The sequence below is a fragment of the Salmonella sp. FC25216 genome, from assembly GCF_057751355.1.
In genome coordinates this window covers 13,943-38,891 of sequence record NZ_JBDGON010000018.1, presented here as the reverse complement: position 1 = coordinate 38,891, position 24,949 = coordinate 13,943, and the positions used below count along the sequence as shown (strand labels likewise).

The 24,949-nt window shown below is 50.1% G+C and carries 24 protein-coding genes; 9 read left to right on the top strand and 15 right to left on the bottom strand.

Annotated features, from left to right (window positions below; genetic code table 11):
* Positions 1 to 189: 189 nt before the first annotated feature.
* On the top strand, positions 190 to 1,092 hold the full coding sequence (gene eamA, locus AC3G3F_RS23030) for an O-acetylserine/cysteine exporter (RefSeq protein ID WP_079817580.1): 903 nt from the start codon (positions 190 to 192) through the stop codon (positions 1,090 to 1,092).
* A gap of 67 nt (positions 1,093 to 1,159) precedes the next feature.
* Here the strand turns inward: eamA and AC3G3F_RS23025 are convergent, their stop codons facing one another.
* Positions 1,160 to 5,260, bottom strand: coding sequence for an autotransporter outer membrane beta-barrel domain-containing protein (locus AC3G3F_RS23025; protein ID WP_488395835.1), 4,101 nt, complete (start codon positions 5,258 to 5,260; stop codon positions 1,160 to 1,162).
* A 327-nt stretch (positions 5,261 to 5,587) separates the two neighbouring features.
* On the opposite strand from AC3G3F_RS23025, the gene AC3G3F_RS23020 reads away from it, so the two are divergent.
* Positions 5,588 to 6,199 (top strand): LuxR family transcriptional regulator, encoded by a 612-nt coding sequence (locus AC3G3F_RS23020; RefSeq protein ID WP_488395833.1) that lies wholly within the window; start codon positions 5,588 to 5,590, stop codon positions 6,197 to 6,199.
* A 96-nt stretch (positions 6,200 to 6,295) separates the two neighbouring features.
* Here the strand turns inward: AC3G3F_RS23020 and marB are convergent, their stop codons facing one another.
* Genes marB through marR form a run of 3 tightly spaced genes read right to left on the bottom strand, consistent with a single transcriptional unit; the run spans position 6,296 to position 7,377 of the window.
* On the bottom strand, positions 6,296 to 6,511 hold the full coding sequence (marB, locus tag AC3G3F_RS23015) for a multiple antibiotic resistance protein MarB (RefSeq protein WP_023247491.1): 216 nt from the start codon (positions 6,509 to 6,511) through the stop codon (positions 6,296 to 6,298).
* Positions 6,512 to 6,539: 28 nt separating this feature from the next.
* Positions 6,540 to 6,923 (bottom strand): MDR efflux pump AcrAB transcriptional activator MarA, encoded by a 384-nt coding sequence (gene marA, locus AC3G3F_RS23010; protein ID WP_000091193.1) that lies wholly within the window; start codon positions 6,921 to 6,923, stop codon positions 6,540 to 6,542.
* Between the two features lie 19 nt (positions 6,924 to 6,942).
* Positions 6,943 to 7,377, bottom strand: a complete 435-nt coding sequence (marR, locus tag AC3G3F_RS23005) for a multiple antibiotic resistance transcriptional regulator MarR (protein WP_023247492.1) — start codon at positions 7,375 to 7,377, stop codon at positions 6,943 to 6,945.
* Between the two features lie 258 nt (positions 7,378 to 7,635).
* On the opposite strand from marR, the gene AC3G3F_RS23000 reads away from it, so the two are divergent.
* Positions 7,636 to 8,301 carry a MarC family NAAT transporter gene (locus tag AC3G3F_RS23000; RefSeq protein ID WP_023247493.1) on the top strand — a complete coding sequence of 222 codons (666 nt, stop codon included), beginning with the start codon at positions 7,636 to 7,638 and terminating at the stop codon, positions 8,299 to 8,301.
* A 46-nt stretch (positions 8,302 to 8,347) separates the two neighbouring features.
* On the opposite strand, the gene AC3G3F_RS22995 is transcribed toward AC3G3F_RS23000, so the two are convergent.
* The gene (locus tag AC3G3F_RS22995) at positions 8,348 to 9,538 is read right to left on the bottom strand and encodes a sugar transporter (protein ID WP_023247494.1); all 1,191 of its coding nucleotides are present in this window, start codon (positions 9,536 to 9,538) and stop codon (positions 8,348 to 8,350) included.
* Positions 9,539 to 9,653: 115 nt separating this feature from the next.
* Entirely contained in the window at positions 9,654 to 10,526 is an 873-nt protein-coding gene (gene ptrR, locus AC3G3F_RS22990) for a putrescine utilization regulator PtrR (RefSeq protein ID WP_023247495.1), read from the bottom strand.
* A 102-nt stretch (positions 10,527 to 10,628) separates the two neighbouring features.
* Between ptrR and sad the strand changes: the two genes are divergently transcribed.
* From sad to AC3G3F_RS22965, 5 genes are all read left to right on the top strand, one after another.
* Positions 10,629 to 12,017, top strand: coding sequence for a succinate-semialdehyde dehydrogenase (gene sad, locus AC3G3F_RS22985; protein WP_053530072.1), 1,389 nt, complete (start codon positions 10,629 to 10,631; stop codon positions 12,015 to 12,017).
* A gap of 72 nt (positions 12,018 to 12,089) precedes the next feature.
* The gene (gene glsB / locus AC3G3F_RS22980; RefSeq protein ID WP_023247497.1) at positions 12,090 to 13,016 is read left to right on the top strand and encodes a glutaminase B; all 927 of its coding nucleotides are present in this window, start codon (positions 12,090 to 12,092) and stop codon (positions 13,014 to 13,016) included.
* Positions 13,016 to 13,375, top strand: a complete 360-nt coding sequence (locus tag AC3G3F_RS22975; protein ID WP_063390429.1) for a DUF4186 domain-containing protein — start codon at positions 13,016 to 13,018, stop codon at positions 13,373 to 13,375. Before glsB ends, AC3G3F_RS22975 begins: the two co-directional genes overlap by 1 nt.
* Before the next feature lie 279 nt (positions 13,376 to 13,654).
* Positions 13,655 to 15,106, top strand: coding sequence for a tagaturonate reductase (locus tag AC3G3F_RS22970; protein WP_070801212.1), 1,452 nt, complete (start codon positions 13,655 to 13,657; stop codon positions 15,104 to 15,106).
* 251 nt (positions 15,107 to 15,357) lie between these two features.
* Entirely contained in the window at positions 15,358 to 16,272 is a 915-nt protein-coding gene (locus AC3G3F_RS22965) for a bestrophin family protein (protein WP_023247500.1), read from the top strand.
* Between the two features lie 55 nt (positions 16,273 to 16,327).
* Here AC3G3F_RS22965 and AC3G3F_RS22960 read toward each other — a convergent pair whose 3' ends face one another.
* Positions 16,328 to 16,855, bottom strand: a complete 528-nt coding sequence (locus AC3G3F_RS22960; protein WP_023247501.1) for a YybH family protein — start codon at positions 16,853 to 16,855, stop codon at positions 16,328 to 16,330.
* A 720-nt stretch (positions 16,856 to 17,575) separates the two neighbouring features.
* On the opposite strand from AC3G3F_RS22960, the gene ompC reads away from it, so the two are divergent.
* The gene (gene ompC / locus AC3G3F_RS22955; RefSeq protein WP_023247502.1) at positions 17,576 to 18,694 is read left to right on the top strand and encodes a porin OmpC; all 1,119 of its coding nucleotides are present in this window, start codon (positions 17,576 to 17,578) and stop codon (positions 18,692 to 18,694) included.
* Between the two features lie 129 nt (positions 18,695 to 18,823).
* Here ompC and hypA read toward each other — a convergent pair whose 3' ends face one another.
* From hypA to AC3G3F_RS22915, 8 genes are read right to left on the bottom strand one after another with little or no spacing between them, the layout of a single operon-like run.
* A complete protein-coding gene (hypA, locus tag AC3G3F_RS22950; RefSeq protein ID WP_000544772.1) occupies positions 18,824 to 19,165 on the bottom strand; it encodes a hydrogenase maturation nickel metallochaperone HypA in 342 nt (113 codons plus the stop codon).
* Positions 19,166 to 19,177: 12 nt separating this feature from the next.
* On the bottom strand, positions 19,178 to 20,065 hold the full coding sequence (locus tag AC3G3F_RS22945; protein WP_053530073.1) for an ATP/GTP-binding protein: 888 nt from the start codon (positions 20,063 to 20,065) through the stop codon (positions 19,178 to 19,180).
* Positions 20,053 to 21,114 carry a hydrogenase expression/formation C-terminal domain-containing protein gene (locus AC3G3F_RS22940; RefSeq protein WP_053510164.1) on the bottom strand — a complete coding sequence of 354 codons (1,062 nt, stop codon included), beginning with the start codon at positions 21,112 to 21,114 and terminating at the stop codon, positions 20,053 to 20,055. Before AC3G3F_RS22940 ends, AC3G3F_RS22945 begins: the two co-directional genes overlap by 13 nt.
* 17 nt (positions 21,115 to 21,131) lie before the next feature.
* The gene (locus AC3G3F_RS22935) at positions 21,132 to 21,542 is read right to left on the bottom strand and encodes a thioredoxin domain-containing protein (RefSeq protein ID WP_023247506.1); all 411 of its coding nucleotides are present in this window, start codon (positions 21,540 to 21,542) and stop codon (positions 21,132 to 21,134) included.
* Positions 21,539 to 21,838, bottom strand: coding sequence for a HypC/HybG/HupF family hydrogenase formation chaperone (gene hypC / locus AC3G3F_RS22930; protein ID WP_023247507.1), 300 nt, complete (start codon positions 21,836 to 21,838; stop codon positions 21,539 to 21,541). Before hypC ends, AC3G3F_RS22935 begins: the two co-directional genes overlap by 4 nt.
* Complete coding sequence (locus tag AC3G3F_RS22925) at positions 21,838 to 22,446, bottom strand: HyaD/HybD family hydrogenase maturation endopeptidase (protein WP_053530074.1); 609 nt, start codon at positions 22,444 to 22,446, stop codon at positions 21,838 to 21,840. Before AC3G3F_RS22925 ends, hypC begins: the two co-directional genes overlap by 1 nt.
* Positions 22,447 to 22,451: 5 nt before the next feature.
* Entirely contained in the window at positions 22,452 to 23,195 is a 744-nt protein-coding gene (cybH, locus tag AC3G3F_RS22920) for a Ni/Fe-hydrogenase, b-type cytochrome subunit (RefSeq protein WP_000924456.1), read from the bottom strand.
* Entirely contained in the window at positions 23,146 to 24,948 is a 1,803-nt protein-coding gene (locus AC3G3F_RS22915) for a nickel-dependent hydrogenase large subunit (protein WP_053530075.1), read from the bottom strand. Before AC3G3F_RS22915 ends, cybH begins: the two co-directional genes overlap by 50 nt.
* Position 24,949 lies beyond the last annotated feature (1 nt).

The following is a 24,949-nucleotide window of genomic DNA, read 5'->3' as shown; positions in this document are numbered from 1 at the left end:
TTTAATCTCCGTGCCCGCAAAAGCATGATGTCTATGCGCTACAGTACAGTCTTAACATACCATAGCGCAGGATTTTGCCCACCGTGTGTTGTTCAATGCCCTGCTCGTGGTAAAAAGAAAAGTTCTGTTATGGTGCACTGATTTTCGATAACTTACCTCTTTACAAAATTTTAATAATGACAGAGGCCGATGATGTCGCGAAAAGACGGGTTTTTGGCGTTACTGGTGGTTGTCGCATGGGGGCTAAATTTTGTTGTCATCAAAGTAGGTCTGCACCATATGCCGCCATTATTGCTGGCAGGATTACGGTTTTTATTGGTGGCGTTTCCGGCAATTTTCTTTGTTGCCCGGCCTAAAGTCCCGCTTGCGCTGTTGCTGGGCTATGGGCTGACGATAAGCTTTGGGCAGTTCGCCTTTCTCTTTTGCGCGATTAAGTTTGGTATGCCCGCAGGACTGGCGTCGTTGGTATTACAGGCGCAGGCCTTTTTTACCATGGCATTGGGGGCGTTTGTTTTTGGCGAGCGGTTCCAACGTAAGCAGTTGGCGGGGATTACCCTGGCGATTATTGGCGTACTGGTATTGATTGAAGCCAGTCTGAACGGACAGCATATAGCGATGTCGGGATTTATGCTGACTCTGGCGGCGGCATTTAGCTGGGCCTGCGGCAATATTTTTAATAAAAAAATTATGCAACATAGCCCGCGTCCGGCGGTGATGTCGCTGGTGGTCTGGAGCGCGCTGATCCCGATCCTGCCGTTCCTGCTGTCGTCGCTGCTACTGGAAGGGGCGGATCACATTACGCAAAGCCTTATCACCATTGATATGACGACGATATTGTCGCTGCTTTACCTGGCTTTTGTCGCCACTATCCTTGGCTACGGCATCTGGGGCGCGTTACTGGGACGCTATGAGACCTGGCGCGTGGCTCCGTTATCATTGCTGGTGCCGGTAGTCGGGCTGGCGAGCGCCGCGGTGTTACTCGGGGAAACATTGACCGGGATGCAACTTGCGGGCGCAGTACTGATTATGGCTGGACTCTATATCAATGTGTTTGGATTTCGTGTGCGCCGTACTGCGTGCGTCAGGGGATGAGGTATTGGCATCATATTGATACAAAAGCCCGATGCACTGGCGTCATCGGGCTTATTGCGGTTGGCTATCAGAAACTAAGCTGCCAGATGGCGTTAATCATCTGATCGGTATTATGACTGGAAGTATTGACGCTATAGCCCAGTCCCCAGCGCATGTCGCCTTTCTGTAATTTTACACCGATCTGCCCTGCAAATGTGGTCTTATCAATGAAGTTGGCGCTAATTCCATCGCTGGCGTTAATGCCGACGGCGCTGACTTTCGTCGCGGATTGCGTATCGCTGGTGTTGGTAATGACGGCGAAATCCGCCTGCGTTGATAATCCCCATCCGGCATCCAGATCAAACGTCTTATTCAGTTTGACGCCGACCGGGAACTGCCAGATATCCAGCGTCTCTTCCTGGGTAGTAAATACCGCCTCCCGATGTGTATTTTTGGTGGTAAAACCTTTCGTTTTTAACTGGTTATAACGCACGCCCGCGTGGGGGAGAATATCTATCGCTTGCGTACTGATCAGGTACTCACCGGTGATGCCTGCGGTGATAAGCTGCGAGTCTGGCGAGCCTTTCAGCGTACTGCCCGCATTCATCCAACCAGGAATTTTTTGTTCGATATCATTACTGCTGACGTTATACCCGATATCGCCCGTCACGTTGACGCGTCCGTTACTCCAGTTCTGATAAAGAGAAATGCCCCAGAAATCCATGGCGTTATGCGTTGAGTTAAAATCTCCCCGGGAGTCCGCGTTACCGTGTCCGGCATGGAGGGCCGCGCCGGTACGCCATTTCCCGCTGTCACTTTCCAGCGTGGCGTCGGCGCCAAGCATCAGGCCGTAATAATCGCTGTCATAGCCGTAATCCATATTTCCGGCGGAGAAATCACGCGCCCGTTGGTTGCCATATAAAGCCTGAACCCAAACGGCATCCTCCCGTTGCAACGTGCGGTTTGCTAATGACGTTCTGTCTTGAATTGCTTGTGACGCTGCCAGACCGGCTGCCAGCGTACTGGCCTGTACGCCGCCAGTGATGGCGAGCTGCGCTGCGCTATTTACGGTTTTGACCACTTCATGGACGCTGGCCTGCGGATCATCGACCGCCTGGGACAAGAAACGTATGCCCGCCCAGGGACTGGTCAGCGAGTTGGCTCCACTGTTAATCATCTGATCCAGCATATGTACAGGCACGACGCCAGGCAGGATGTCTTCCGCTTTTTTAGCGAGGGTTGACACGATGACCGAGCCGTCGTGCTCCATCGTCGTGCCATTCAGCAGTTTATTCAGGATGAGGCGTTCATTTTGCCAGCCCGAGCCCGCCAGTTCGACATCACTAAACCCTTTAGCAATAGTGTAAGTCTGGTTAGCGACGGCGTCTTTAACATACAGCATCGCCGTATCTGCCACTTTTAACGTGCCGCTGGAGGCGGTTAAAGCCGCATTACCGCCTGACGTGCTGTCGCGATTGACCATCAGCAGAGAGCGTTCGCCAAATTCGGCCTGGTTGAACGTCGCGTCATAGTCACCGGCGCCGCTGTGTAACGCGCCGTCAACGCGCAGACCGCCTTGTGTCGGGTTCAGGTACTGGGCGCGTTCGATGGCCAACGCTGCCGTGATGCCGTCAGGCGACCAGCGTAATCCGCTGTCGGCAAAATCAGTCTCAGCCGTGTAGGTATCCTTATCGCCAAGTACCAGCAGCGCATTTTGTCCTACCGTGAGGCGTCCATTCACGGTCTCACCGTTCAGTGCCACCCGGGATGTGTCCTTTAGAGCAGGATTTGCTTGCCACTGCGGATCGATAAACATCCTGGCACCCTGTAAATCAACGTTATCTGCGCGTAATAGCCCGGCGTTTTCTGCATTACCTACTGTGATTAGCGTATCGGAATGGGCGTTCAGAGTGTTAGCCTGCAGCGTGCCGTTAACCGATAACTCCCCGCGGCCTGCAAGCGTGACGTTGGTATGTAAAGCCGCGTTATGCAGGATAGTAATCTGACCTGCGCTGGTAACGCCTGAACCGCTTTCATCCTCGATGGTATGATCGCCGGCGACAATATTCAGCGCGCCAGTTTCGCCAACGTTGACGGCCCCTTGTAAAACGTTCACCGTATCGCCGACCACAATCGCGCCGAGGTTTAGCGCGCCGTTTTCCACATTGACCGTTACGCTGGCGTCAGGCTGCCCGGCCATATCGATAAGCTGTGTACCGGAAGCGCCGGTGAGCGTTAATGCCTTACCGCCAACGATGGAAACCACCGCGTTGCCAACGCCGCCTAAAGATAATTTCGCTGCGCCGAAGCTGTTCTCAACGGCCTGCTCGTCATCAGATGCGGGGGTAGCGCTGCCGATCCTTAACTGGTTTTTATCCGCCGTCACTTCCACTTTCGCCAGAACGGCGCCCGTGGTTGCCGCATCGTCGAGCGTGGCGGTACCGGTGGCAATATTGTTATCAAGCAGTGTACCCATCATCACCAGTCGGCTACCGGTTTGATCGCCAAGCAGCGTGTTGATCGATTTCAGATATTCCAGCTCATAAGTCTCATCGGTTAACGCCAGCGTGCTGTTATTCAGCGTCAGGCGAGCGCCGGTCTGCGTAAATAGTGCGGCTGCCTCATCGTCATGCTGGAAGAGTTGCGCGGAGTGGGTCTCTAACAGACTGTGATTAGTCAGCGCCAGAGACGCGGATTCACGCAGCGCCAGCGTATCAGCGATAAGTCTCGCCTGATTAAATACCAACTGCCCTTGAGAAAGGTTGACCGGGGTGATGAGCGTGCCATCATTTATCTGTAAACGGGCGCCGACGTTATCGTCATTGAAGCCGCCGCTGAGTGATGTTGTACCGCTTACATTAAGGTTGCTGAAGTGGCTAAATTTATCGCCCTGAAATTGATGAAGACTTTCACCCAGAGTCAGAGTACTGTTGTCGCTTCCGTACAGATGCCCACCGATGACGGTATTGTCCAGATAGACATCAGCGCGCGTGACAGTACCGTTATTTAAAATCACATCGCCAGTGATGTCGCTATTATCCAGATACACGCTAACGTCGCCGCTGACCGCGCTGGCGTCAATCGAACCAGACAGTCCTGAACCGGTCATGACCAGGCTCGCACTGGCGGCTTTTTTCAGTACAACATCGCCGTTCAACTGACTGTCCGCCATGGTCGTTGCGATAGTATTGCTGGCGGTCAGCAGGGTATCGCCGTCAATAGTCGCACGATCAAGCGCCAGTTGAGTGGTTAAGCCGCTGGTAATATTAATGGCGTTAGCCGTGGTTGTGGCGGAAATATGGCTCCCGTCTCGCAGGTCAACGCTGTTATGCCCGCCTGAACTGTCCATATTTAATGCGCCAATCAGACGACTGTTTTCTTCCAGCGTGACGGTATTTGTGTGATTTTTATGATTAGTGCTGGTGATTGAGATCGCGCTTGCCGTTTTACTGATGGCATCGCGGGTATCTACCAGAGCATTTTTTAAAATAATCGCGTTATCATTATTTGCCCCGGAGATCAGGATATTCCCTTTTTTAATTTCACTGTCGGTCAAGGCGATTTGATGAATGCCTGCGCCTCCGGTGATCACACTGCCGTTTAGCGTACTGTTATTGACTATATCAACGAGATGATCGCCGCCATCGGTATAGGAAAGATAAACTGCCATACCTTTGGCATAATTTTTACTGTAGTTTGGTTTTTTTTCCGTACGGTCATAATCGGTTTCGGCATTTGCGCCGTTAAGCGTTGAATTATCAACGAGCACATGAATATTGGTTTTACTTCCACCAGCCTCCAGCCAGTCGACGGTCGCATGATTAACCAGAGCGATAGTTGCGGAACCTTCTTTACTGGCATTGATATAATAGCCGCTTAAATTCGCGCCATCGACCAGCAGACTTTGATTGTCGCTCGTTTTACGGATAGCGCTGCCTCCGCCAAAATAAATATTCTGCGCTTTAGCAAGAGTATTGATGGCGGCTTCCTGAGTGGGTTGCACAAAATACCAGGCGGTAGGTAAAGGCGTTATAGGGGAAGTCATGGTAAATTCGGCTAAACCGCAGGTGCCGACCTGGTTGTATTCACCACAAGCAGAGAAAGTGGGAGGCACGTATAATGCCAGACCGCTTCCCAGTATCAGGCTTATACATGTTGCTATGTGTGACGGGCGGAGATTATTTTCCATAATAGTATCCTTCCGAATGCGATAAGTGACCGCAATGTTTTCAATTAATAATGAGTGTTTACTTCTTGTTACGTTTTGAGATGTATCAGAGCGCCTGTTTTAGCGATATAGGAAGGCTTAACGCGAGTTAAGAAAAGTCTTACTCACTGGCTAATGACTTGTTATTATAGGGATATATTTTTAATGAAATTCTAAATTGTGCGCTTTCGCACAAAATGAGACAAATGTGATAAGAACTTTCTTATCATTGCAGCGTTTTTCTGAATTGCTCTGAATTTAATTTATGCGTCAGAATTATGAAATAAACCATGATAAAGGTAAGGAATAGTGATTATTGTCATCACCACATGTGAATACTTTAAAAAAGGATTTGGTTATATCGTTGATGATATCCGGAGGGAGTACTGTTCATTTACTGAGGTCGTCTATGCTAAGCACATTGGATGTGTAAATAAGCAAACCCTGCAAAGGGTGAAAGCGATTATTGTTGATTATGGTCAGGCAGATATACATTTGCTAAGCTCGCTGTTTGAATTTAAAACCCATCACCCTGATAGCTATATTATTCTCATTACGCGAGATACTTGCTATGAGAGTACTATTGATAACATTCTTATTAATGCGTTATCCGATTTTAGCGTGGATTGTAAGGATGCGCTGAAGAAAATTAGCGGATTCCTCGCGAATTATGGAGAGGCTAAACATAATAGAGTGATTACTAAAAACAGCAATATTTATTGCCTTGAAAAACAGGTGAATCTATCGAAAAAAGAGGTGAACGTACTGCCTTTTATTATGACAGGCAAAAAAAACAAAGAGATATCGCGGCATCTTGATCTAAGCGAAAAGACGATTTGCCACTATCGGCGCAGTATCTACAAGAAATTTCAGGTCAATAATCTGGCAGGTCTTTATTATAAGATTGAAGATAAATGCTAATCTCACTGGCTTCAGACCACGCCGCGAAGCGATAACGGCGGACTCGTCATAGCCAGAAGGTACTCAAAAAATGCCCCGTTAAACGGGGCAAATAGGTTAAAGGCGTTGGTCGTTATAATAGGGCACGCCTAATTCATCTGACTTATCGCTGTTCACGCTCACGGGGTGAAGGTCATTTGGCGGAACGCCCACGGAGGGCAGAAGCATCACATCACAGCTATTTTGTGCCACAGGTAACAGTGTTTGTTCTGCGATGCCATATCCGGAGGCGATAAGTAACAGACCCGGCAGGACGGGAAACAGTATTTTCATGGTGCCCTTCGCGTGGCGCATAAACAAACTAGCAGTTGCCATGGTTCAGCGGCAGCATATACCGTGATTCGCCATGCATATTGGTAATCCGGTATTTGTGTGGCGGCACGTCAAAATAGTTTTTGAACGTCCTGGTCAATGTTTGCTGTGACTCAAAGCCATAGCGTTCCGCCAGATAGAGGATGGGCTCGTTGCTCTCTTTTAATTTTTGCGCAATTTCCGTCATTTTACGGCTGCGGATGTATTGGCCTAATGAATGACCGGTCTCTTTTTTAAACATCCGTTGCAGGTGCCATTTGGAGTACCCTGAACGCTCAGACACTTTTTCCAGTGAGAGCGGCGATTCCAGGTTATCCTCGATCCAGTCCAAAATGCTATGAATAGTAATAGCGTCAGTGTTGCGTCTGGACATCGTCATACCTCTTTTTTGTCTACGGCAGAATTTTCTTGAGCAAATACTCAAGCGTTGCCACTTCGTCCGCCGTTAAGTTTTTTGTTAATTCCTGATGCAGGTCTTGCCCTGGTCGTTGATGACATTGCTCACAAATTGCCGCGCCGTCCGGCGTTAGCTTCACCAGTACGCCGCGTTTGTCATTAGGATTCGGCAGTCTTTCGATCCAGCCTTTGCACAGCAGGCGGTCGAGCATCCGCGTCAATGCGCCGAGATCGACAGACAGCACTTTTTTAAGTTCAACCGGGGTAACACATCCCGCGCAGCGTATCGAGCAAAGCACTTTAAACTGTGATGCGGTGATATCCAGCGGGGATAAGTAGTCATTTAACAGGCGATCTTTTTTCTGATTTACCATGTAGATCAAGCGACCCAGCGGAATGATTTCATTGAACAGATCACTGGTGCTTTTCAAAATGGTTGCCCCGGCAAGTAATTAATTTCGTCAGATACTATTTCTCAGGCAAGTATAAGTCAACTGAATGAATTAACCGATGCCACGATTTGCTAAAAGGCGTACAAGGTAATGTGTTGTGATAACCTGTAACTAATTGATAATTACAGGTTATAGGTTACGGAGGATATTGACTTACGCACTGGCAAAATGGCGCGCCGGGGCAGTTTCACTTTATACTTCCGGTTCATGAAACGCTGATGGGTAAGAGATAGTATTATGATGGATTTGTTTAAAGCGATTGGATTGGGACTGGTCGTACTGCTCCCTTTAGCCAATCCGCTAACCACCGTGGCGCTGTTTCTTGGCCTTGCGGGCAATATGAATAGTGCGGAACGCAACCGACAGTCATACATGGCTTCGGTTTATGTCTTCGCCATTATGATGGTGGCGTACTATGCCGGGCAGTTAGTCATGAACACCTTCGGTATTTCGATTCCAGGGCTACGGATCGCCGGTGGGTTAATCGTAGCGTTTATCGGCTTCAGAATGCTTTTCCCGCAGCAGAAGGCGCATGAGTCGCCGGAAGCGAAAAGCAAATCGGAGGAGCTGGCGGACGAACCGACGGCCAATATTGCGTTTGTTCCACTGGCTATGCCAAGCACCGCAGGACCGGGGACTATTGCAATGATCATCAGTTCCGCTTCCACAGTGCGTCATGGCGGCGAGTTTCCCGACTGGGTCATTACGGTCGCGCCGCCGATTATTTTTCTTGCCGTGGCGGTGATCCTGTGGGGATGTTTACGCAGTTCCGGCGCTATCATGCGGCTGGTGGGTAAAGGGGGGATTGAAGCGATTTCCCGCTTAATGGGATTCCTGCTGGTGTGTATGGGCGTACAATTTATTATCAACGGCGTGGTAGAAATTATTAAAACGTACCACTAAGGCGCATTTTCGTCTGCCGGAAAGGCGTTCCCGGCAGACGAATGTCTTAATGCGATTGTTCTTCCAGCATCACTGGCCATTTACGGAATATGAGCACAGCCCATACCAGCGCGGCACAGGCGGGTATGGCGCCAATATAGCCGATGGCCGACATTGACCAGTGCAAACTCACCTGATTTCCTACCAGCGCGCCAGCGCCAATACCGATATTAAAGATGCCTGAAAATAGCGCCATTGCGACATCGGTCGCGTCCGGGGCCAGCGCCAGTACTTTCACCTGCATACCGAGCCCTATCACCATAATCGCGATTCCCCAGAAAATGCTCAGTATGGCCAGATGCGCTTCGCTATCCGCCGCAGGCAGCAACAGAAGCAGACAGACAACCAGCAGGGCAATAGCGATACTGACGAGCGACGAGGCATGGCGATTACCCAGTTTACCAAACACGAGGCTGCCGATGATTCCGGCGCCGCCCAGGATCAGTAACAGGACGGTAGCAAAATTCGCACTGAGCCCGGCGACATTCTGAACGAACGGTTCAATATAGCTATAAGCCGTGTAATGCGCAGTCACCACAACGACGGTCAGTACATAGAGGCTCATCAGCGCCGGGCGTCGGAATAGTAAAGGTAAACTTTTTAGTGAGCCGGAATGTTCGCTCGGCAATTTCGGTAGAAGCTTAATCAGACATAGCAGCGTAATTAATGCGCCCATGCCGATGGCAAAAAAGGTGGTGCGCCAGCCAAAATACTGACCAACAACGCGACCTATCGGCAGCCCAAGCACCATGGCCAACGCGGTTCCGGTCGCTATCAGACTTAATGCCTGCGCGCGTTTCCCGGCAGGGGCCAGGCGGATCGCCAAAGACGCGGTTATCGACCAGAAAATAGCGTGGGCGAAAGCGATGCCGATACGGCTAATGACCAGCACGGTAAAGCTCCACGCCAGGAAGGAGAGCACATGGCTGGCAATAAACAGAACAAACAGACAAATGAGTAGCTTACGGCGCTCCATTTGACTGGTAAGAAGCATAAAAGGTAGCGACATGACGGCAACTACCCAGGCGTAAATGGTTAGCATGATGCCGACCTGCGCGGTTTGCATATGAAAGCTTTCGGCAATGTCTGACAGCAAACCAACCGGCACAAATTCCGTGGTATTGAAAATAAAAGCGGCGATAGCAAGCGTAACTACCCGTAGCCACGCGACCTTGCGGGAAACTGGATTGATAGTCATAAAAATATTTCGGGTTAGTTGCGAGAAGGTGAGGCCGCGATCTTAAAACGTTTACTGGCGAAAAGACAATCATTTTGTGACCTGCGTCTCATTTACTTCGCAGGCCGTTTCGTCTTCAGTCGACGCTCGCCAGTTGGGCGTTAAGTAGCTCTATAAAGGCCTCAAGCTGGCGCGTCATCGCCCCGCGCCGCCAAATTAGCCAGGTGGTAAGCCAGCGCCACTTCTCCGCCAACGGCCAGGCTTCCACCTGATGATGTCCTGGCATACTGTTGAGCATACTTGCTGGCATCAGCGCAATACCTGCGCCGGCGATTACGCACGCCAACATTCCATGATATGACTCCATTTCGTGAATCGTACCGGGGGTCGCGCCATCGGCATGAAACCAGCTTTCGAAATGCCGCCGGTAAGAACAGTTGGCGCGAAAAGCATATATGTTACAACCATTCACCTCGCTTGCGCGCGAAACGACGGGATGGCCGTGCGGCGCGACGATCATCATCTCTTCCTGGTAAACCGGCATACCTTCCAGCCCCGGATGCATTAGCGGGCCATCAATAAAGGCGGCGTTCAGCTTTCCTTCGAGCACGCCATCCAGCATGGCGCCGGAAGGACCTGTCGTTAACGCGAACTGAATTTTAGGGTAACGCTGGTTATAGCCCGCCAGCAGCGCGGGGATACGTACGGCGGCAGTACTTTCTAACGCGCCGAGTGAAAACAGTCCTTGCGGTTCCTTTCCGGCGACCACCATGCGGGCTTCATCGACCAGCGCCAGGATCTGCTGGCTGTAACGTAAAAAGTTATGTCCGGCTGGCGACAGCCTGAGACGCTGGTTTTCGCGAATAAACAGAGAGACGCCAAGGTCGGCTTCAAGCTGGCGGATACGCGTGGTCAGGTTAGACGGAACGCGGTGCACTTTTGCCGCCGCCTGCGTAATGCTACCCGTTAGAGCGACAGCGTTAAACATTTCCAGTTGCGTCAGGTCCATGGTTTTCTCAATTCGTGAATGTTCTGGTTAATATTATTCATTTCTCGGAAAGGGTAAAGGGCGTCATGATGGTATGACTTCCCTGATAACGAGAGAAAGAACATGACCATGATGACTGCAACACAGGCGCTATCCATGAATCCTGCGACCGGGCAGACGCTGGCGACAAGGCCCTGGGCTAACGCGCAAGAGATTGAATATGCGCTGAATCTGGCGGCGAATGGTTGCAAAAAGTGGAAAATGACGTCGGTAGCGCAACGGGCGCAAACATTACGCGATATTGGTCAGGCGCTTCGCGCTCATGCAGAAGAGATGGCGCAATGTATTACGCGTGAAATGGGTAAACCCATAAAACAGGCGCGTGCGGAAGTGATGAAATCCGCCGCGTTATGCGACTGGTATGCGGAACATGGTCCGGCAATGCTGAATCCTGAGCCTACACTGGTAGAAAATCAGCAGGCGGTGATTGAATACCGTCCGCTGGGCGTCATTCTGGCGATAATGCCGTGGAATTTTCCTTTATGGCAGGTGTTACGCGGGGCAGTGCCGATACTGCTGGCGGGGAATAGCTACTTGTTAAAACATGCACCCAATGTCACTGGTTGCGCGCAGATGATAGACCGAATCTTGACGGAAGCCGGTACTCCCGCTGGCGTCTATGGATGGGTGAACGCTAATAATGAGGGCGTGAGTCAGATGATTAACGATCCGCGAATCGCGGCGGTGACGGTGACAGGCAGCGTGCGCGCCGGCGCGGCGATTGGCGCTCAGGCTGGGGCGGCGCTGAAAAAATGCGTACTGGAACTGGGTGGGTCGGATCCGTTTATTGTGCTTAATGATGCCGATCTTGAGCTGGCGGTAAACGCTGCGGTTGCAGGACGCTATCAAAACACCGGACAAGTCTGCGCCGCCGCCAAACGTTTTATTGTCGAAGAGGGCATTGCACAGGCGTTTACCGAGCGATTTGTGGCGGCTGCCGCGGCATTAAAGATAGGTGATCCTCTGGTTGAAGAGAATGACCTGGGACCGATGGCGCGCTTTGATCTGCGTGATGAACTCCATCAACAGGTGCAGGCTTCTGTCGCCGAAGGCGCACGGCTACTGTTGGGCGGCGAGAAAATCGCCGGGGAAGGCAACTATTATGCTGCGACCGTTCTGGCTGATGTCACGCCTGACATGACTGCATTTCGTCAGGAACTTTTTGGGCCTGTTGCCGCCATTACCGTTGCAAAAGATGCGGCGCACGCCCTCGCGCTGGCGAATGACAGTGAGTTTGGCCTGTCGGCGACGATCTTTACCGCCAACGATACGCTGGCCGCGGAGATGGCGGCGCGTCTTGAGTGCGGTGGGGTATTCATTAATGGGTACAGCGCCAGCGATGCGCGTGTGGCATTCGGCGGGGTGAAGAAAAGCGGCTTCGGTCGCGAGCTTTCGCACTTTGGTTTACACGAATTTTGCAATGTGCAGACCGTTTGGAAGAACCGTGTCTAATCGTCCTGACGTCGCGTCGTGCCCTCTGCTATACTCGCAGGCCTTTTCAGACCTGCGAGCAAGGAGCATGTTGTGGCCAGGGCCATGGATAATGCAATTTTAGAGACGATTTTACAGCGCGTTCGCCCCCTCATTGGCCAGGGCAAAGTCGCTGACTATATTCCGGCATTAGCGTCCGTCGAGGGTTCAAAGCTGGGAATAGCGATTTGTACCGTGGACGGGCAGCATTATCAGGCGGGCGATGCGCACGAACGCTTCTCTATTCAGTCTATTTCGAAAGTGCTCAGTCTGGTGGTGGCGATGCGTCATTATCCAGAAGAGGAGATCTGGCAGCGCGTCGGAAAAGATCCTTCCGGCTCGCCGTTCAATTCGCTGGTTCAGTTAGAGATGGAACAAGGTATCCCGCGTAATCCATTTATTAATGCGGGCGCGCTGGTGGTATGCGACATGTTGCAAGGACGGCTTAGCGCGCCGCGTCAGCGGATGCTGGAAGTTGTGCGCGCGCTTTGCGGCGTATCGGATATTACGTATGACACTACGGTCGCTCGCTCTGAATTTGAGCATTCCGCCCGTAACGCCGCTATTGCCTGGCTGATGAAATCGTTCGGTAATTTTCATCATGATGTGCCTACCGTGTTGCAAAATTACTTCCACTACTGCGCGTTGAAAATGAGCTGCATGGAACTGGCGAGGACGTTTGTCTTTCTGGCAAATCAGGGCGAGGCGTTTCATCTCGACGAGCCGGTAGTTACACCTATGCAGGCCCGGCAGATTAACGCGCTGATGGCGACCAGTGGTATGTATCAGAACGCCGGAGAGTTTGCCTGGCGTGTAGGATTGCCCGCTAAGTCCGGCGTGGGTGGCGGTATTGTCGCCATTGTGCCGCATGAAATGGCGATTGCCGTCTGGAGTCCGGAGCTGGACCCTGCGGGAAACTCTCTGGCGGGTATTGCCGCGCTTGAACAATTAACACAAACATTAGGACGCTCGGTATACTGATGAATGCGCTTGAACCGCTTTTTGCCCGCCTGGCGCGATCGACATTTCGTTCGCGTTTTCGTCTCGGGGTAAAAGAAAGACAATATTGCTGGGATAAAGGCGCGGAGGTGATTGATAAACACGCCGCCGATTTTATCGCCCAACGACTGGCGTCAGCTCACCCGGCGAATGATGGTAAGCAAACGCCGATGCGGGGACACCCGGTGTTTATCGCGCAACACGCGACGGCGACCTGCTGTCGCGGATGTCTGGCAAAGTGGCATCACATTCCCCAGGGCGAAGCACTGAGCGAAGCGCAGCAACAGTATATTGTCAGCGTTATCCATTACTGGCTGGTTATACAAATGAATCAGCGGTAGGAGACGTTTGTTGCCGTCGACGCTTCATGATTGAATTACCTTAATACTCTCCCGGTTTATCCTTTCTTTTTTCTCTTCGTCCTGCGGGCTATACGTGGGCATATCTCCTATGAAGCCGTTTTCTTATCGACGTCGGAGCGGCGCCATTTCACTGGATATACCAATCGGGCAAAAATAGTCACGACGTCTTGATCAAAACAGGGGTTCAGAGTCGTAAAGTTTGCTAACCTGTTGGACCAATAAATCATCTTGTATGACTAATTTAAAAGGGAACCCGTTGTGAAAACGTTAAACCGTCGTGATTTCCCCGGTGCGCGGTATTCTGAACGCATCATTCAGTTTGGCGAAGGAAACTTTCTACGCGCTTTTGTGGACTGGCAGGTCGATCTGCTTAATGAACATACCGATCTTGATGCCGGCGTGGTTATTGTGCGCCCTATAGAAAGCGATTTTCCCCCTTCCTTAAATACGCAGGATGGCCTTTATACAACAATTATTCGTGGTCTGAATGATAAAGGGGAGGCCGTTAGTGACGCGCGGCTTATTCGTGCTGTTAATCGTGAAATTAGCGTTTACGGTGAGTATGAGGCGTTTCTCAAACTGGCGCATAATCCGGATATCCGTTTTGTTTTCTCAAATACGACCGAAGCGGGCATCAGCTACCATGCGGGCGATAAATTTGATGATGCGCCAGCGGTGAGTTATCCGGCTAAGCTAACCCGACTGCTTTATGAACGTTACCACCATTTTAGCGGGGCGGCGGATAAAGGCTGGATTATCATTCCCTGCGAGTTGATTGATTACAACGGCGAGGCGCTGCGTGAATTAATTGTGCGTTATGCCGAAGAGTGGGCATTACCGGCTGCATTTTTGCAGTGGTTGGATCAGGCTAACGTCTTCTGCTCTACGCTGGTGGATCGTATTGTTACCGGTTATCCGCGTGATGAAGCTACGCGACTGGAAGCGGAACTGGGGTATCACGATGCGTTTCTGGATACGGCAGAACACTTTTACCTGTTTGTGATTCAAGGACCTCAGTCGCTGGCTCAGGAGCTACGTCTGGATAAGTACCCGTTAAACGTACTGATTGTTGACGATATTAAACCGTATAAAGCGCGTAAAGTGGCAATTCTTAACGGCGCACATACGGCGCTGGTTCCGGTAGCGTATCTGGCTGGCCTTGATACCGTTGGCGACGCGATGAACGATGCCGGAATTTGCGCCTTTGTCGAAAAAGCAATTTATGAGGAAATTATTCCAGTTCTGGATTTGCCTCGTGAAGCGCTGGAATCGTTCGCCAGCGCAGTGACTGGCCGTTTCCGCAATCCTTATATTAAGCATCAACTATTATCTATCGCCCTGAATGGTATGACGAAATTCCGTACCCGCATTTTGCCGCAGTTACTGGAAGGGCAGCAGGCCAATGGGCAGTTACCTGCGCGTCTGACATTTGCCTTAGCGGCATTACTTGCTTTTTATCGCGGCGAGCGGTCTGGCGAATCCTATCCCATTCAGGATGATGCATTCTGGATCGAACGTTACGCGCAGTTATGGCGTCAACATCGCGACCAGACGATCGACACCGCGGCGTTAGTGAAATCCGTGCTGGCTGAAAAAGGGCATTGGGGGCAGGATTTGACGTGTATCACTGGTTTGGTTGAGCAGGTTACAACCTATCTGGATACTATCCTCGAAAATGGCATGCGTAACGCAGTGAAACCGCTTTGTTAAGCAGAAAGCCCCGGCGGACGCCGGGCCTATTGACCGCGATATTCCACAGATAGAAGCCGTTGACCGTCATATTTCTCATGCGCTGAAGAGCATTTTTAGTTACAACATACACACTATTTGTTTTTTTCAATACCTGTCAGCACCGTGCAAATAAATGCTCAACAGGGCAGAGAATCCCTGTATCACAGAAGCTTGCAACCTTGATCTGGATCACGTTTAATGACAGAGCTTTTCACCTGCTGAAGATAATCATGATCGTTAGACCACAACAGCACTGGATTCGCCTGATATTTGTCTGGCATGGTTCCGTGCTATCTAAAATCTTTTCACGGCTGCTACTTAATTTTCTTCTTTCTATCGCCGTTATTATCATGCTGCCCTGGTACACAATGCTGGGTATTAAATTTACCCTTGCGCCGTTTAGCATACTGGGCGTTGCTATCGCCATTTTTTTGGGTTTTCGCAATAATGCCTGCTATGCGCGTTATGTCGAAGCCCGACATTTGTGGGGGCAGTTGATGATCGCTTCACGCTCAATACTGCGAGAGGTGAAAACAACCTTGCCTGATGAACGTGGTATGGAGGGTTTTGTTCGTTTACAAATCGCTTTTGCCCACTGTTTGCGTATGACATTGCGTCGACAGCCTCAAACGCAAGTTCTGGGGAACTATCTTGACCAGGACGCGTTACAGAAAGTTGTCGCTTCCCATTCGCCCGCTAACCGTATCTTATTGCTGATGGGAGAGTGGCTGGCAATTCGTCGCCGCAGCGGAAAACTTTCCGATATCTTATTTCATAGTCTCAACAACCGATTAAATGATATGTCGTCAGTGTTGGCCGGCTGTGAGCGCATCGCCAACACACCGGTGCCTTTTGCCTATACGTTAATTTTGCATCGTACGGTTTATCTTTTCTGCATTATGTTGCCATTTGCACTGGTGGTTGATCTGCACTATATGACGCCCTTTATTTCGGTGCTTATTTCTTATACGTTTATCGCGCTGGATGCGTTAGCGGAAGAGCTGGAAGATCCGTTCGGTACTGAAAATAATGATTTACCGCTGGATGCGATATGCAATGCGATAGAAATCGATTTACTGCAAATGAATGATGAAAGGGATATTCCGGCAAAACGGATACCGGATAAGCGCTATCAACTGACCTGAGCTCGTCTTAACTGGCGCAGAATGTTCATCTGCGCCATAGCCTGAAGAGCAAAGCTTAATAGCCTTCTCCAACGCCGGTTTTGGCCGGACCAGAGTAGTGGATATGAACGATTCGCCATCCTATGTTTGGTATCTTCGCCCACACCTGGCTTTCGCGGCCTGTCGTATGTTGAGTTTGTCCATTATCACGGCGTACCGCGGTAAAATGCCAGTCGAATTCTGCAACGGCGGCATTGCCATACACATGAATAGTAGGGGGAGCGTCCAGTTTTAACGTGCGTTTGCTGAACGTTTTACCCATAGTGGTACCATAAAAATTTTCAGCGATCTGGGGCCATCCGCGTTCGTGGCCGCGTGGATGAATAAAACTGGTTTCCGGTGAAACATAAAAAAGCTGCTTACCCAACGTTGGATCTGCCTTATCTATTGAATAAAGATAACGGTTAATGCCTTCTGTAATTTGTTGTTTAACGGCCGACGTAGCTTCATTTTGCGCGGCGGTTGGCGTTGCCGCCGATGCCGATGACGCCATTAGAGTTAACGTTATCGCGGCGGCTGGGAAAAATAGTGACGTTTTTTGCATAATATTTAGCCCATAAAGTCTGTTTTTAAGTCGCTTTATTTTTCCTGTTACGTTCACATTTGTGCTAAAGGGGACATTGCTCACGAACAATAAAAAATATTCTTCTACAGAATTACCCCGAAAAGGGAATGACGCAATTAAGAATATCGTATTTGTTTGTAACGGCATGACTCAAAATATGAAAATTTAGAGTTTCAGTATTGTTGCTGTCCCTTGATTTGTTTTTGTGTTTATTACCGCCGGTAAACAGTTCATCTTATGAATAGTGATACACAAATGACCGTTTGCGCTATGTGATAATTAACTATGGTAAAAATATACAAAGCGATGAAGTGCTATTTCAGTAGTACGGTATTTTTTATAACGCTAATTTAAAAATAAATGTAAACGTAACAAATTATATAGAAAACTAAGGGTGGAATTCTCCTGATAGTGACTCCACCTTAACCAACGTCAGCAGATTGCTCAGCGCCATTCTGGCCTCGCCATCCCGGACGTTAAGCCCGCTCTCTACTGGCAAACCCATTGTTATTACAGCAGAAAATAGTGCACCGATTAATGTAGTGATGCTTAACTTGCATTTTATTATCACTAATACATAGCAAGCTAATATTACACTTTGAAACTTAACGCACGGTAATTGTTAGTGATATTGTCCTGGACAGTTCCGCGAGCAGGTTTTGCGGAAAGTCCAAAAATAAGACAAATAAGGCATATAAAATGAAAAAAGTAGTGGTGTTATCTGCGGTAGCCGCAGCCGTAATGATGGCTGGAGCCGCCAACGCAGCAGAAATCTATAACAAGGATGGCAACAAACTGGATTTGTATGGCAAGGTCGACGGCCTGCATTATTTTTCCAGTAATCATAGTACGGATGGCGATCAATCTTATATCCGTATGGGTATTAAAGGTGAGACCCAAATTACCGATCAGCTAACCGGTTTTGGACAGTGGGAGTATCAGGTCAACGCCAACCGTCCGGAAGATGGTGACTCCAGCGGTTCTCCACAAAGCTGGACGCGTCTCGGTTTTGCTGGTTTGGCATTTGCCGATATGGGGTCTGTTGATTATGGTCGTAACTATGGCGTGTTATACGACATTGGTTCATGGACTGACGTACTGCCTGAATTTGGTAATGATTCGTATGAAGCTTCCGATAATTTTATGACCGGACGCGCGAATGGCGTTCTGACTTATCGCAATAATGATTTCTTTGGTCTGGTTGATGGTCTGAATATTGCGTTGCAGTATCAGGGTAAAAATGACGGCCTGTCGAAAGAAGGCGATCCTTTAAGCAATAATGCCAGAAAAAGTATCGCGTACCAGAATGGCGATGGTTTCGGGGCATCAGCGACATATGATCTGGGCATGGGGGTGAGCCTGGGGGCAGCCTATACCAGTTCCAAACGCACGCTTGATCAGATTACGCAAGATAAATACGATAATGGCGACCGCGCTGAAGCCTGGACTGGTGGTGTGAAGTATGATGCCAATAATATTTATCTGGCGGCAAACTATACCCGTACTTATGATATGACCTATATGGGCGATACATTGGGCGGTTTTGCACATAAAACAGATAACTGGGAAATGGTAGGGCAATATCAATTTGATAATGGCTTACGCCCATCACTGGCGTTCCTGCAATCCAGAGCCAACGATGTTAATGGTCTCGGATCGTTCGACCTTGTGAAATATATTGATGTGGGTTCCTATTACTACTTTAATAAAAATATGTCCGCGTATGTTGACTATAAAATCAATCTGCTAAAAGATGGCAACCCATCGAATCCTAATACAGACAACACCGTGGCGCTCGGCTTAGTCTACGAGTTCTGATAAAACTTGTTGATTAAGACAGTTTAGGGATACCCTCCTTTCCCCGAAACTGTGTCACTGCTTAACCTTTATTATTGTTAATTTATTCTTTTATTATTTCAGGACGCTTCTGGCGTCCTTTTTTATTGACTATTCGACTTCGATTTCCCGAATACGCATTCTGCTACTGTCATCTATCTGCACCTTACCTGAATGACAAAAGGGACAACAGAGTGTAGATGTTTGCGAGGTGAAGGGTTGATTACAGGACAGACACCAACCTTGCGCCGGTGCGATAGTAATGTGGAAACGCGCATTGTCAGCAAGAGTATGACGAGCAGCGACATCCAGGCCAAAATGCAGCGCCGGCACTTCAACACAGGCCATGACGCCAATCTCCAGCCAGACTTGCTTTACCTTGCTGAACTGGTGATTTACTGCCTGTTCCTCCAGCAATTCGATAATATTTTGCGCCAGGGCTAATTCATGCATGGGCCAGGTCCTTTATTCAACAATATTTACGGCGACACAAGGATCAATAACCTGTAATTGTCGCGACCACAATGAGACAGGAATAGCAGACAGTTCGCGAGCAATGACTCCGTCAGATTGGGCGTGACGAGTGGTAGGCGAAATAATACGGTAATCAAGAATATTGCCTGACGTCGTCAGTCTGGCCTGATGAACTAACCATCCTCGCGCGGTTTCCACTACCGCTATTTTCCACTCGCCATCATCAAAACGATTCCAGCGCAGGGTGGGAAGGGCGCTCAAACTTCGGGCGAGCGTAATGCAGCGGGCCAGCAGACGCAGCGCAATCGGTTTTCCGCTAAGGCAACAGGCTGACAGCAGCGGATATTCGATAGCCAGAGGCGAGACATCCAGGGGAGCATGGGTTATTAACGTATGGTCCGGGGACGACGCCATCGGTAGTGTAGGTGTAATAATATTCTGTAATGCCGCCAGCCAGCGGGCGGCTTCAGAACGCTCTTGCAAAAACCATGCTTCCCAGCCCTGTACGCCAGCGGCAAGCCAGATATGAGGATCATCGTCGAAAAAGATTGTGCTTGCCAGCGGGGATAAGTCTCCGCGACGTAACAACGCCCATTCTTCAACGGTTGCCTGTCGGTGGCTAAATAGGGGGAGCCAGTCGGTCAACGCGCGCCGGAGCGTTTCTCGCGCCAGCTCTTGTTGTGCGGCCTGCATATCTGGCTCCTCTTCAGGAAACAGCAGTAAAGCCGCCGCCGCGCTGTGCGCCTGAGCGCACAACGTAAACAAACGTGAAATAAGCGTTTTCGCGTATACCGGCGTTGCGCCCTGTAACAAACGACCGATCGGCGGCTCCTGCCAGATAATCCGTAGCGGGTGAGAATAGACGGTCAATCTTTGCACGAATTATTACCTTCATCGATCACCATAAACCCGGATTTACTGGTTTCGCAAACCGGACAGCACCAGTAATCAGGTAATTGGTTGAAGGGCACGCCAGGTGGGATTTGCCAGACATCATCGCCCAGTTCAGGATCGTAAACCCACCAACATACTTTGCACTCCATGCGCACCACTGGCTCATTTTCTGTAACAGGGTATTCTTTCAACCATTCCAGCGTATTTTTCAGCCCCGCGCAGGCATCTTCAATATCGTCTATACCTGCGACGGCGATATCAGGAATATCCGCTATCTCAATCATATCTTGCAGTAACGTATTCATATCATTGAAATAATTGACCCGCCATACGCCGGGAAAATGTGTGCTTACAATCCGGCATTTACCATATCCGCGTGAAAAAATAGCGCTACAGCCTTCGCCTAAAAAATGATCCAGATACTCGCGATCGGCATCGTTTACTGGTAATAGCGTTAAGTTAATGATATGCGGTTCTTTTACCGGCTGTTTTACGCGTTCGGCTATTTCATGCGCGATAAAGGCGCCATTCATCAATCCCGTCGGTTGCGGCGGCAATTCTGGCGTAATCGGCGGTTGCGGATGCGTCCGCCAGATGCTCTCAGGGATCGGGCCAATGATAATTTCATCGGCAACCCGTTGCTGGTCAGCGTTAAATTCACGTATACGCCAGACGCCCGTAAAAACCGTCTCCTGAATACGCTGTTCTTTTCCATCTGGTAACAGCACCCGGGCGGATATTTCACCTTCGCCGAGCAATTGATCCAACAAACCGCTATTCTGTTGCTCAGAAGCATTCAGCTTATAGATCAGGGGAAATGAGAGTCTTGCCACTGGGGTATCCATATCGCCAATAAGCGTAGTCAGGACGTGTCTGGCTACATGAAGCTCAGCGGGCAGCGCCTGTTCCGGTAAAACCGGCGTCAGCGGGAGATTAATGCCGGCGGGGATAGGAAGAAAGTTAAAGTCTTCCTCTTCTGGCTGCGAGCCTGGTCCGGCAATATTAACGACTGGAATAGTTCTGGAATGATTCACGTGTGTTACCTTTCATTCTATTGCGTGATAACGGGAATATCCTGACGATAGCCCGGTGTGGTCAGCAATGCGGCCACCCGCTGAGAGTATTCTTGCCAGCTATATAATCCCGCCAGACTGCCGACAAAACGGTGCTGGCGAAAGAAAAGCAGTGCCGGATATTTCAGAATGCGATACTCCCGGGCGATCAGTTCACTCTGTTCGCTATCCGCAAATGCCGCGGTATAAGACGTCGCCGGAAATTGCTTGAGGATCTCCGGGATAATAACCCAACTGTCGGCGACTTCCGGGTGTTTGTTTGGGTCGCTTTGCAGCAAAACCAGAAGAGTCGGATGCGCATTAATCAACGACGGGAGCGTTTGCGCATCGGTAATCAGAAAGCCTTTGTTCGCCAGAGGACAAACAGGTTTTTGGGGTGAGATAGTCATTTTTTCAAATGCTCCGGTAATTCAGGCGTGCGAGATAATAAATCGGCAAAACCGGCCAGCGGATCGCTTTGCGTGCGCATGGCCTGTTCCAGCGAGTCCAGCGCTGCCAGTACCTCAATGGCTTCCGCTTCGTCCATTTCCCGTCGTGCTGCGCCGCCAAATGTCAGCAGCCATGCGCCAGCTAATGGGGGAGCTACAAGCCGAATATCAACGTCGATAAGATCGCCGTGTCGGTCGCGGCATTTGGCGAACCACTGACCTGGTGAAATAACCTGCACAGGAGCGCCAATACACATTATGATTTCTCTCTTTGTAGCACCCGAATATCACCGACCCGGCAAGCGCTTTGCGCATCTGGCCGTTCATCTTCGTAGCGTTCCATACACAGGCTATAATGATTGAGTCTTTCAGTGGTCAAGGCCGCTGAAGAGGCGGTGATACCCCATTGCGCCAGCACTTGCTGTGCGAGATAGACCGCGGGCATCAGTTGCGCCTTTACCTGCGGCGTGAGACTTCCGCCATAGTCATCCAGACATTCCGGCTGCACGCCGATCAGAACAATCTCCGCTAATGGGCAGCCGGTTAATTGCAGCAATGCCAGCACTTCAGAAAAACTGGTCTGATGTAAACTGAGTTTTTTCGCCGTCAGATAGGCGGGAACCTGTTCATCACGAAACATCGCCAGCGAACCTGGCGCCATACCAAAATCGATAGCATCCATGATTAACAGTTTTTCGGTCTGTTGTAGCCAGGGAAGCAGCGCCAGCCCCTGCGTACCGCCATCAACAACGTCAACTTTCTCGTTATCGGCATACTGTTCAAACAGCTTTTCCGCCGCTCTGACGCCGAACCCTTCATCTGCCCAAAGCAGGTTGCCAAGCCCTAAGATTGTTACTTCTGCCATTGTTATCACCTGAACCAGCGCCAGCCGCTTATCATGACGGAAATCACGCTTTGTCGGCTCATAATGTCTTCGCGGATAGCGGTATAAACATGCGCAATGACGAATGCAATAATGAACCACATGCCCAGCCGGTGCCAGAAATGCAGCGCGAGGCTATCGTTGCCAGTCAAGCGAATCATCCAGCCAAACCATTGATACGCCCAACTGTCCGTTCCAAGCCCTTCGCCATAGAGCGCAAAGCCGCTACACACCATCAGTACGGACATCCAGAAATAGAACATTACCGCCAGTCCCGCCACCGGATTATGTCCATAGTAACGATGGGCCTCTTTTTCGAGGAAAAAATACCAGCGGATTTCGCTGATAACGCCTTTGCGCCAGGCACGGCGCCAGAACGGAACCAGAAACATCTCTCTGGCGTACTCATTGCCGACACATGCCCAGTAAATACGAAACAGCAGAGCGACAGTAAAAATATACGCCGTGGTAAAATGGATCAGTCGTATCCAGCCCATCCAAAACATAAAGGTCGCTTCACCTTGAATCGATGGCAGGGGGCGGCCAATGAAATATCCTGTAACAGCCAGAACGACAATGGATAACGCCGTGATCCAGTGCCATAAACGTACCGGCGCTTCATAGATATAGTACCCCTGGCTGGTTATTTCTTTGAGATGCATTGAGACCTCCGAATCGTCGTCATCGTACCTGAACCCTGACCAGCTCCCCTCCATGATTATCAATAACATGGGTGGAGCAGGCCAGGCAGGGATCGAAGCTGTGCAGAGTACGTAAAATCTCCAATGGTTGATCGGGAACGGCGAGTTTAGTTCCCATTAACGCCGCTTCGTACGCGCCAATTTGACCTTTATCGTCACGTGGTCCGGCATTCCAGGTCGTCGGTACCACACACTGATAGCTGTCGATTTTCTGATTTTCAATTTTTATCCAGTGGCCCAGCGCGCCGCGCGGAGCCTCGCTGAAACCAACGCCTTTTGCAGATGTAGGCCAGGTATCGGGTTCCCAGAGCGTGACGTTTGCCGTCGCCGTATCGCCGGACTTGAGGTTACGCATCAGGCGATCGAAGAAATATTGCAGTGTATTGCCTGCCCATACGGATTCCAGCGCACGCGCGGCAGTACGCCCTAATGTAGAAAAGAGCGCCTCTTTAGGCAGCTTTAATACACTAAGCAGTTGATCTACGGGTTCTTTAAATTCCGGTTTATTTTGATGATATCCAATCAGATAACGCGCCAGCGGACCTACCTCCATAGCATGTCCCTTCCAGCGCGGCGATTTTATCCATGAATATTTAGCGGACTCATCCACTTGTTCGATAAAGGTTTTTGTGCCTTTATAGTGTTCGCCCATGACCAGTTGCGGTTCGGTCAGACCATCCCACGGATGTAGGCCCTTATCATTATTGCCGTTACCATAGGTATACCAGGAGTGAGTGACAAACTCCTGAATTTCATCGGGGGCGGTTAAATCGACAGGATGAATTTCGTCGAAACGACCATTAATGATAGCCCCACGCGGAAGCAGGAGATTACTGGCGGAATAATCGTTAGGGTTATCCGGAAACTCGCCATAAGCCAGCAGATTCATGCTCGATAACCCGCCGCCGATTTTTGCCCAGTCTTTGTAATAACTGGCAATCAGCAAGACGTCCGGAAGATAGACCTGTTCGCAGAACTGGCGAGCTTTTTTGATGATGGAACTGACAAGATTCAGACGTTCCATATTCACTGCGCCGACCGCGCCCGTTTCATCAAGGTTAATGGCGCAAGGAACGCCGCCCACCAGCCAGTTAGGATGCGGGTTTTTACCACCGAAAACGGTGTGAATTTTTACGATCTCTTTTTGAAAATCGAGCGCTTCAAGATAGTGGGCGACCGCCAGCAAATTGGCTTCCGGCGGAAGTTTCATAGCCGGATGTCCCCAGTAGCCGTTACGGAAAGGGCCAAGTTGACCGGACTCGATAAACCGTTTCAGACGATTTTGTAAATCGCGGAAATATCCCGGCGAGGACAGCGGCCATGCGGAAAGGCTTTGCGCGATGGCGGAGGTCTGATGCGGGTCGGCTTTCAGGGCGGCAACCACATCGACCCAGTCCAGCGCGTGCAGATGATAAAAATGCACCAGGTGATCGTGAACGTGTAGCGTAGCCTGCATCATATTACGGATACAGTTTGCGTTGTCTGGAATCGCGATTCCCAGCGCATTTTCTACGGCACGGATTGAGGTCAGAGCGTGTGTACCGGTGCAGACGCCGCAAATGCGTTCAACGAATGCCCAGGCGTCTCGCGGATCGCGGCCTTTCAGGATAACCTCAAGGCCGCGCCACATGGTGCCGGTCGACACGGCATTAGTAATGATATTATTACTGTCGATATTCACTTCGCAGCGCATATGTCCTTCGATGCGAGTAACCGGATCGACCACAATTCGTCGTCCGCTATTGTCCAGCGTAAAACCTTGAGTCTGATAAGGATATGACATA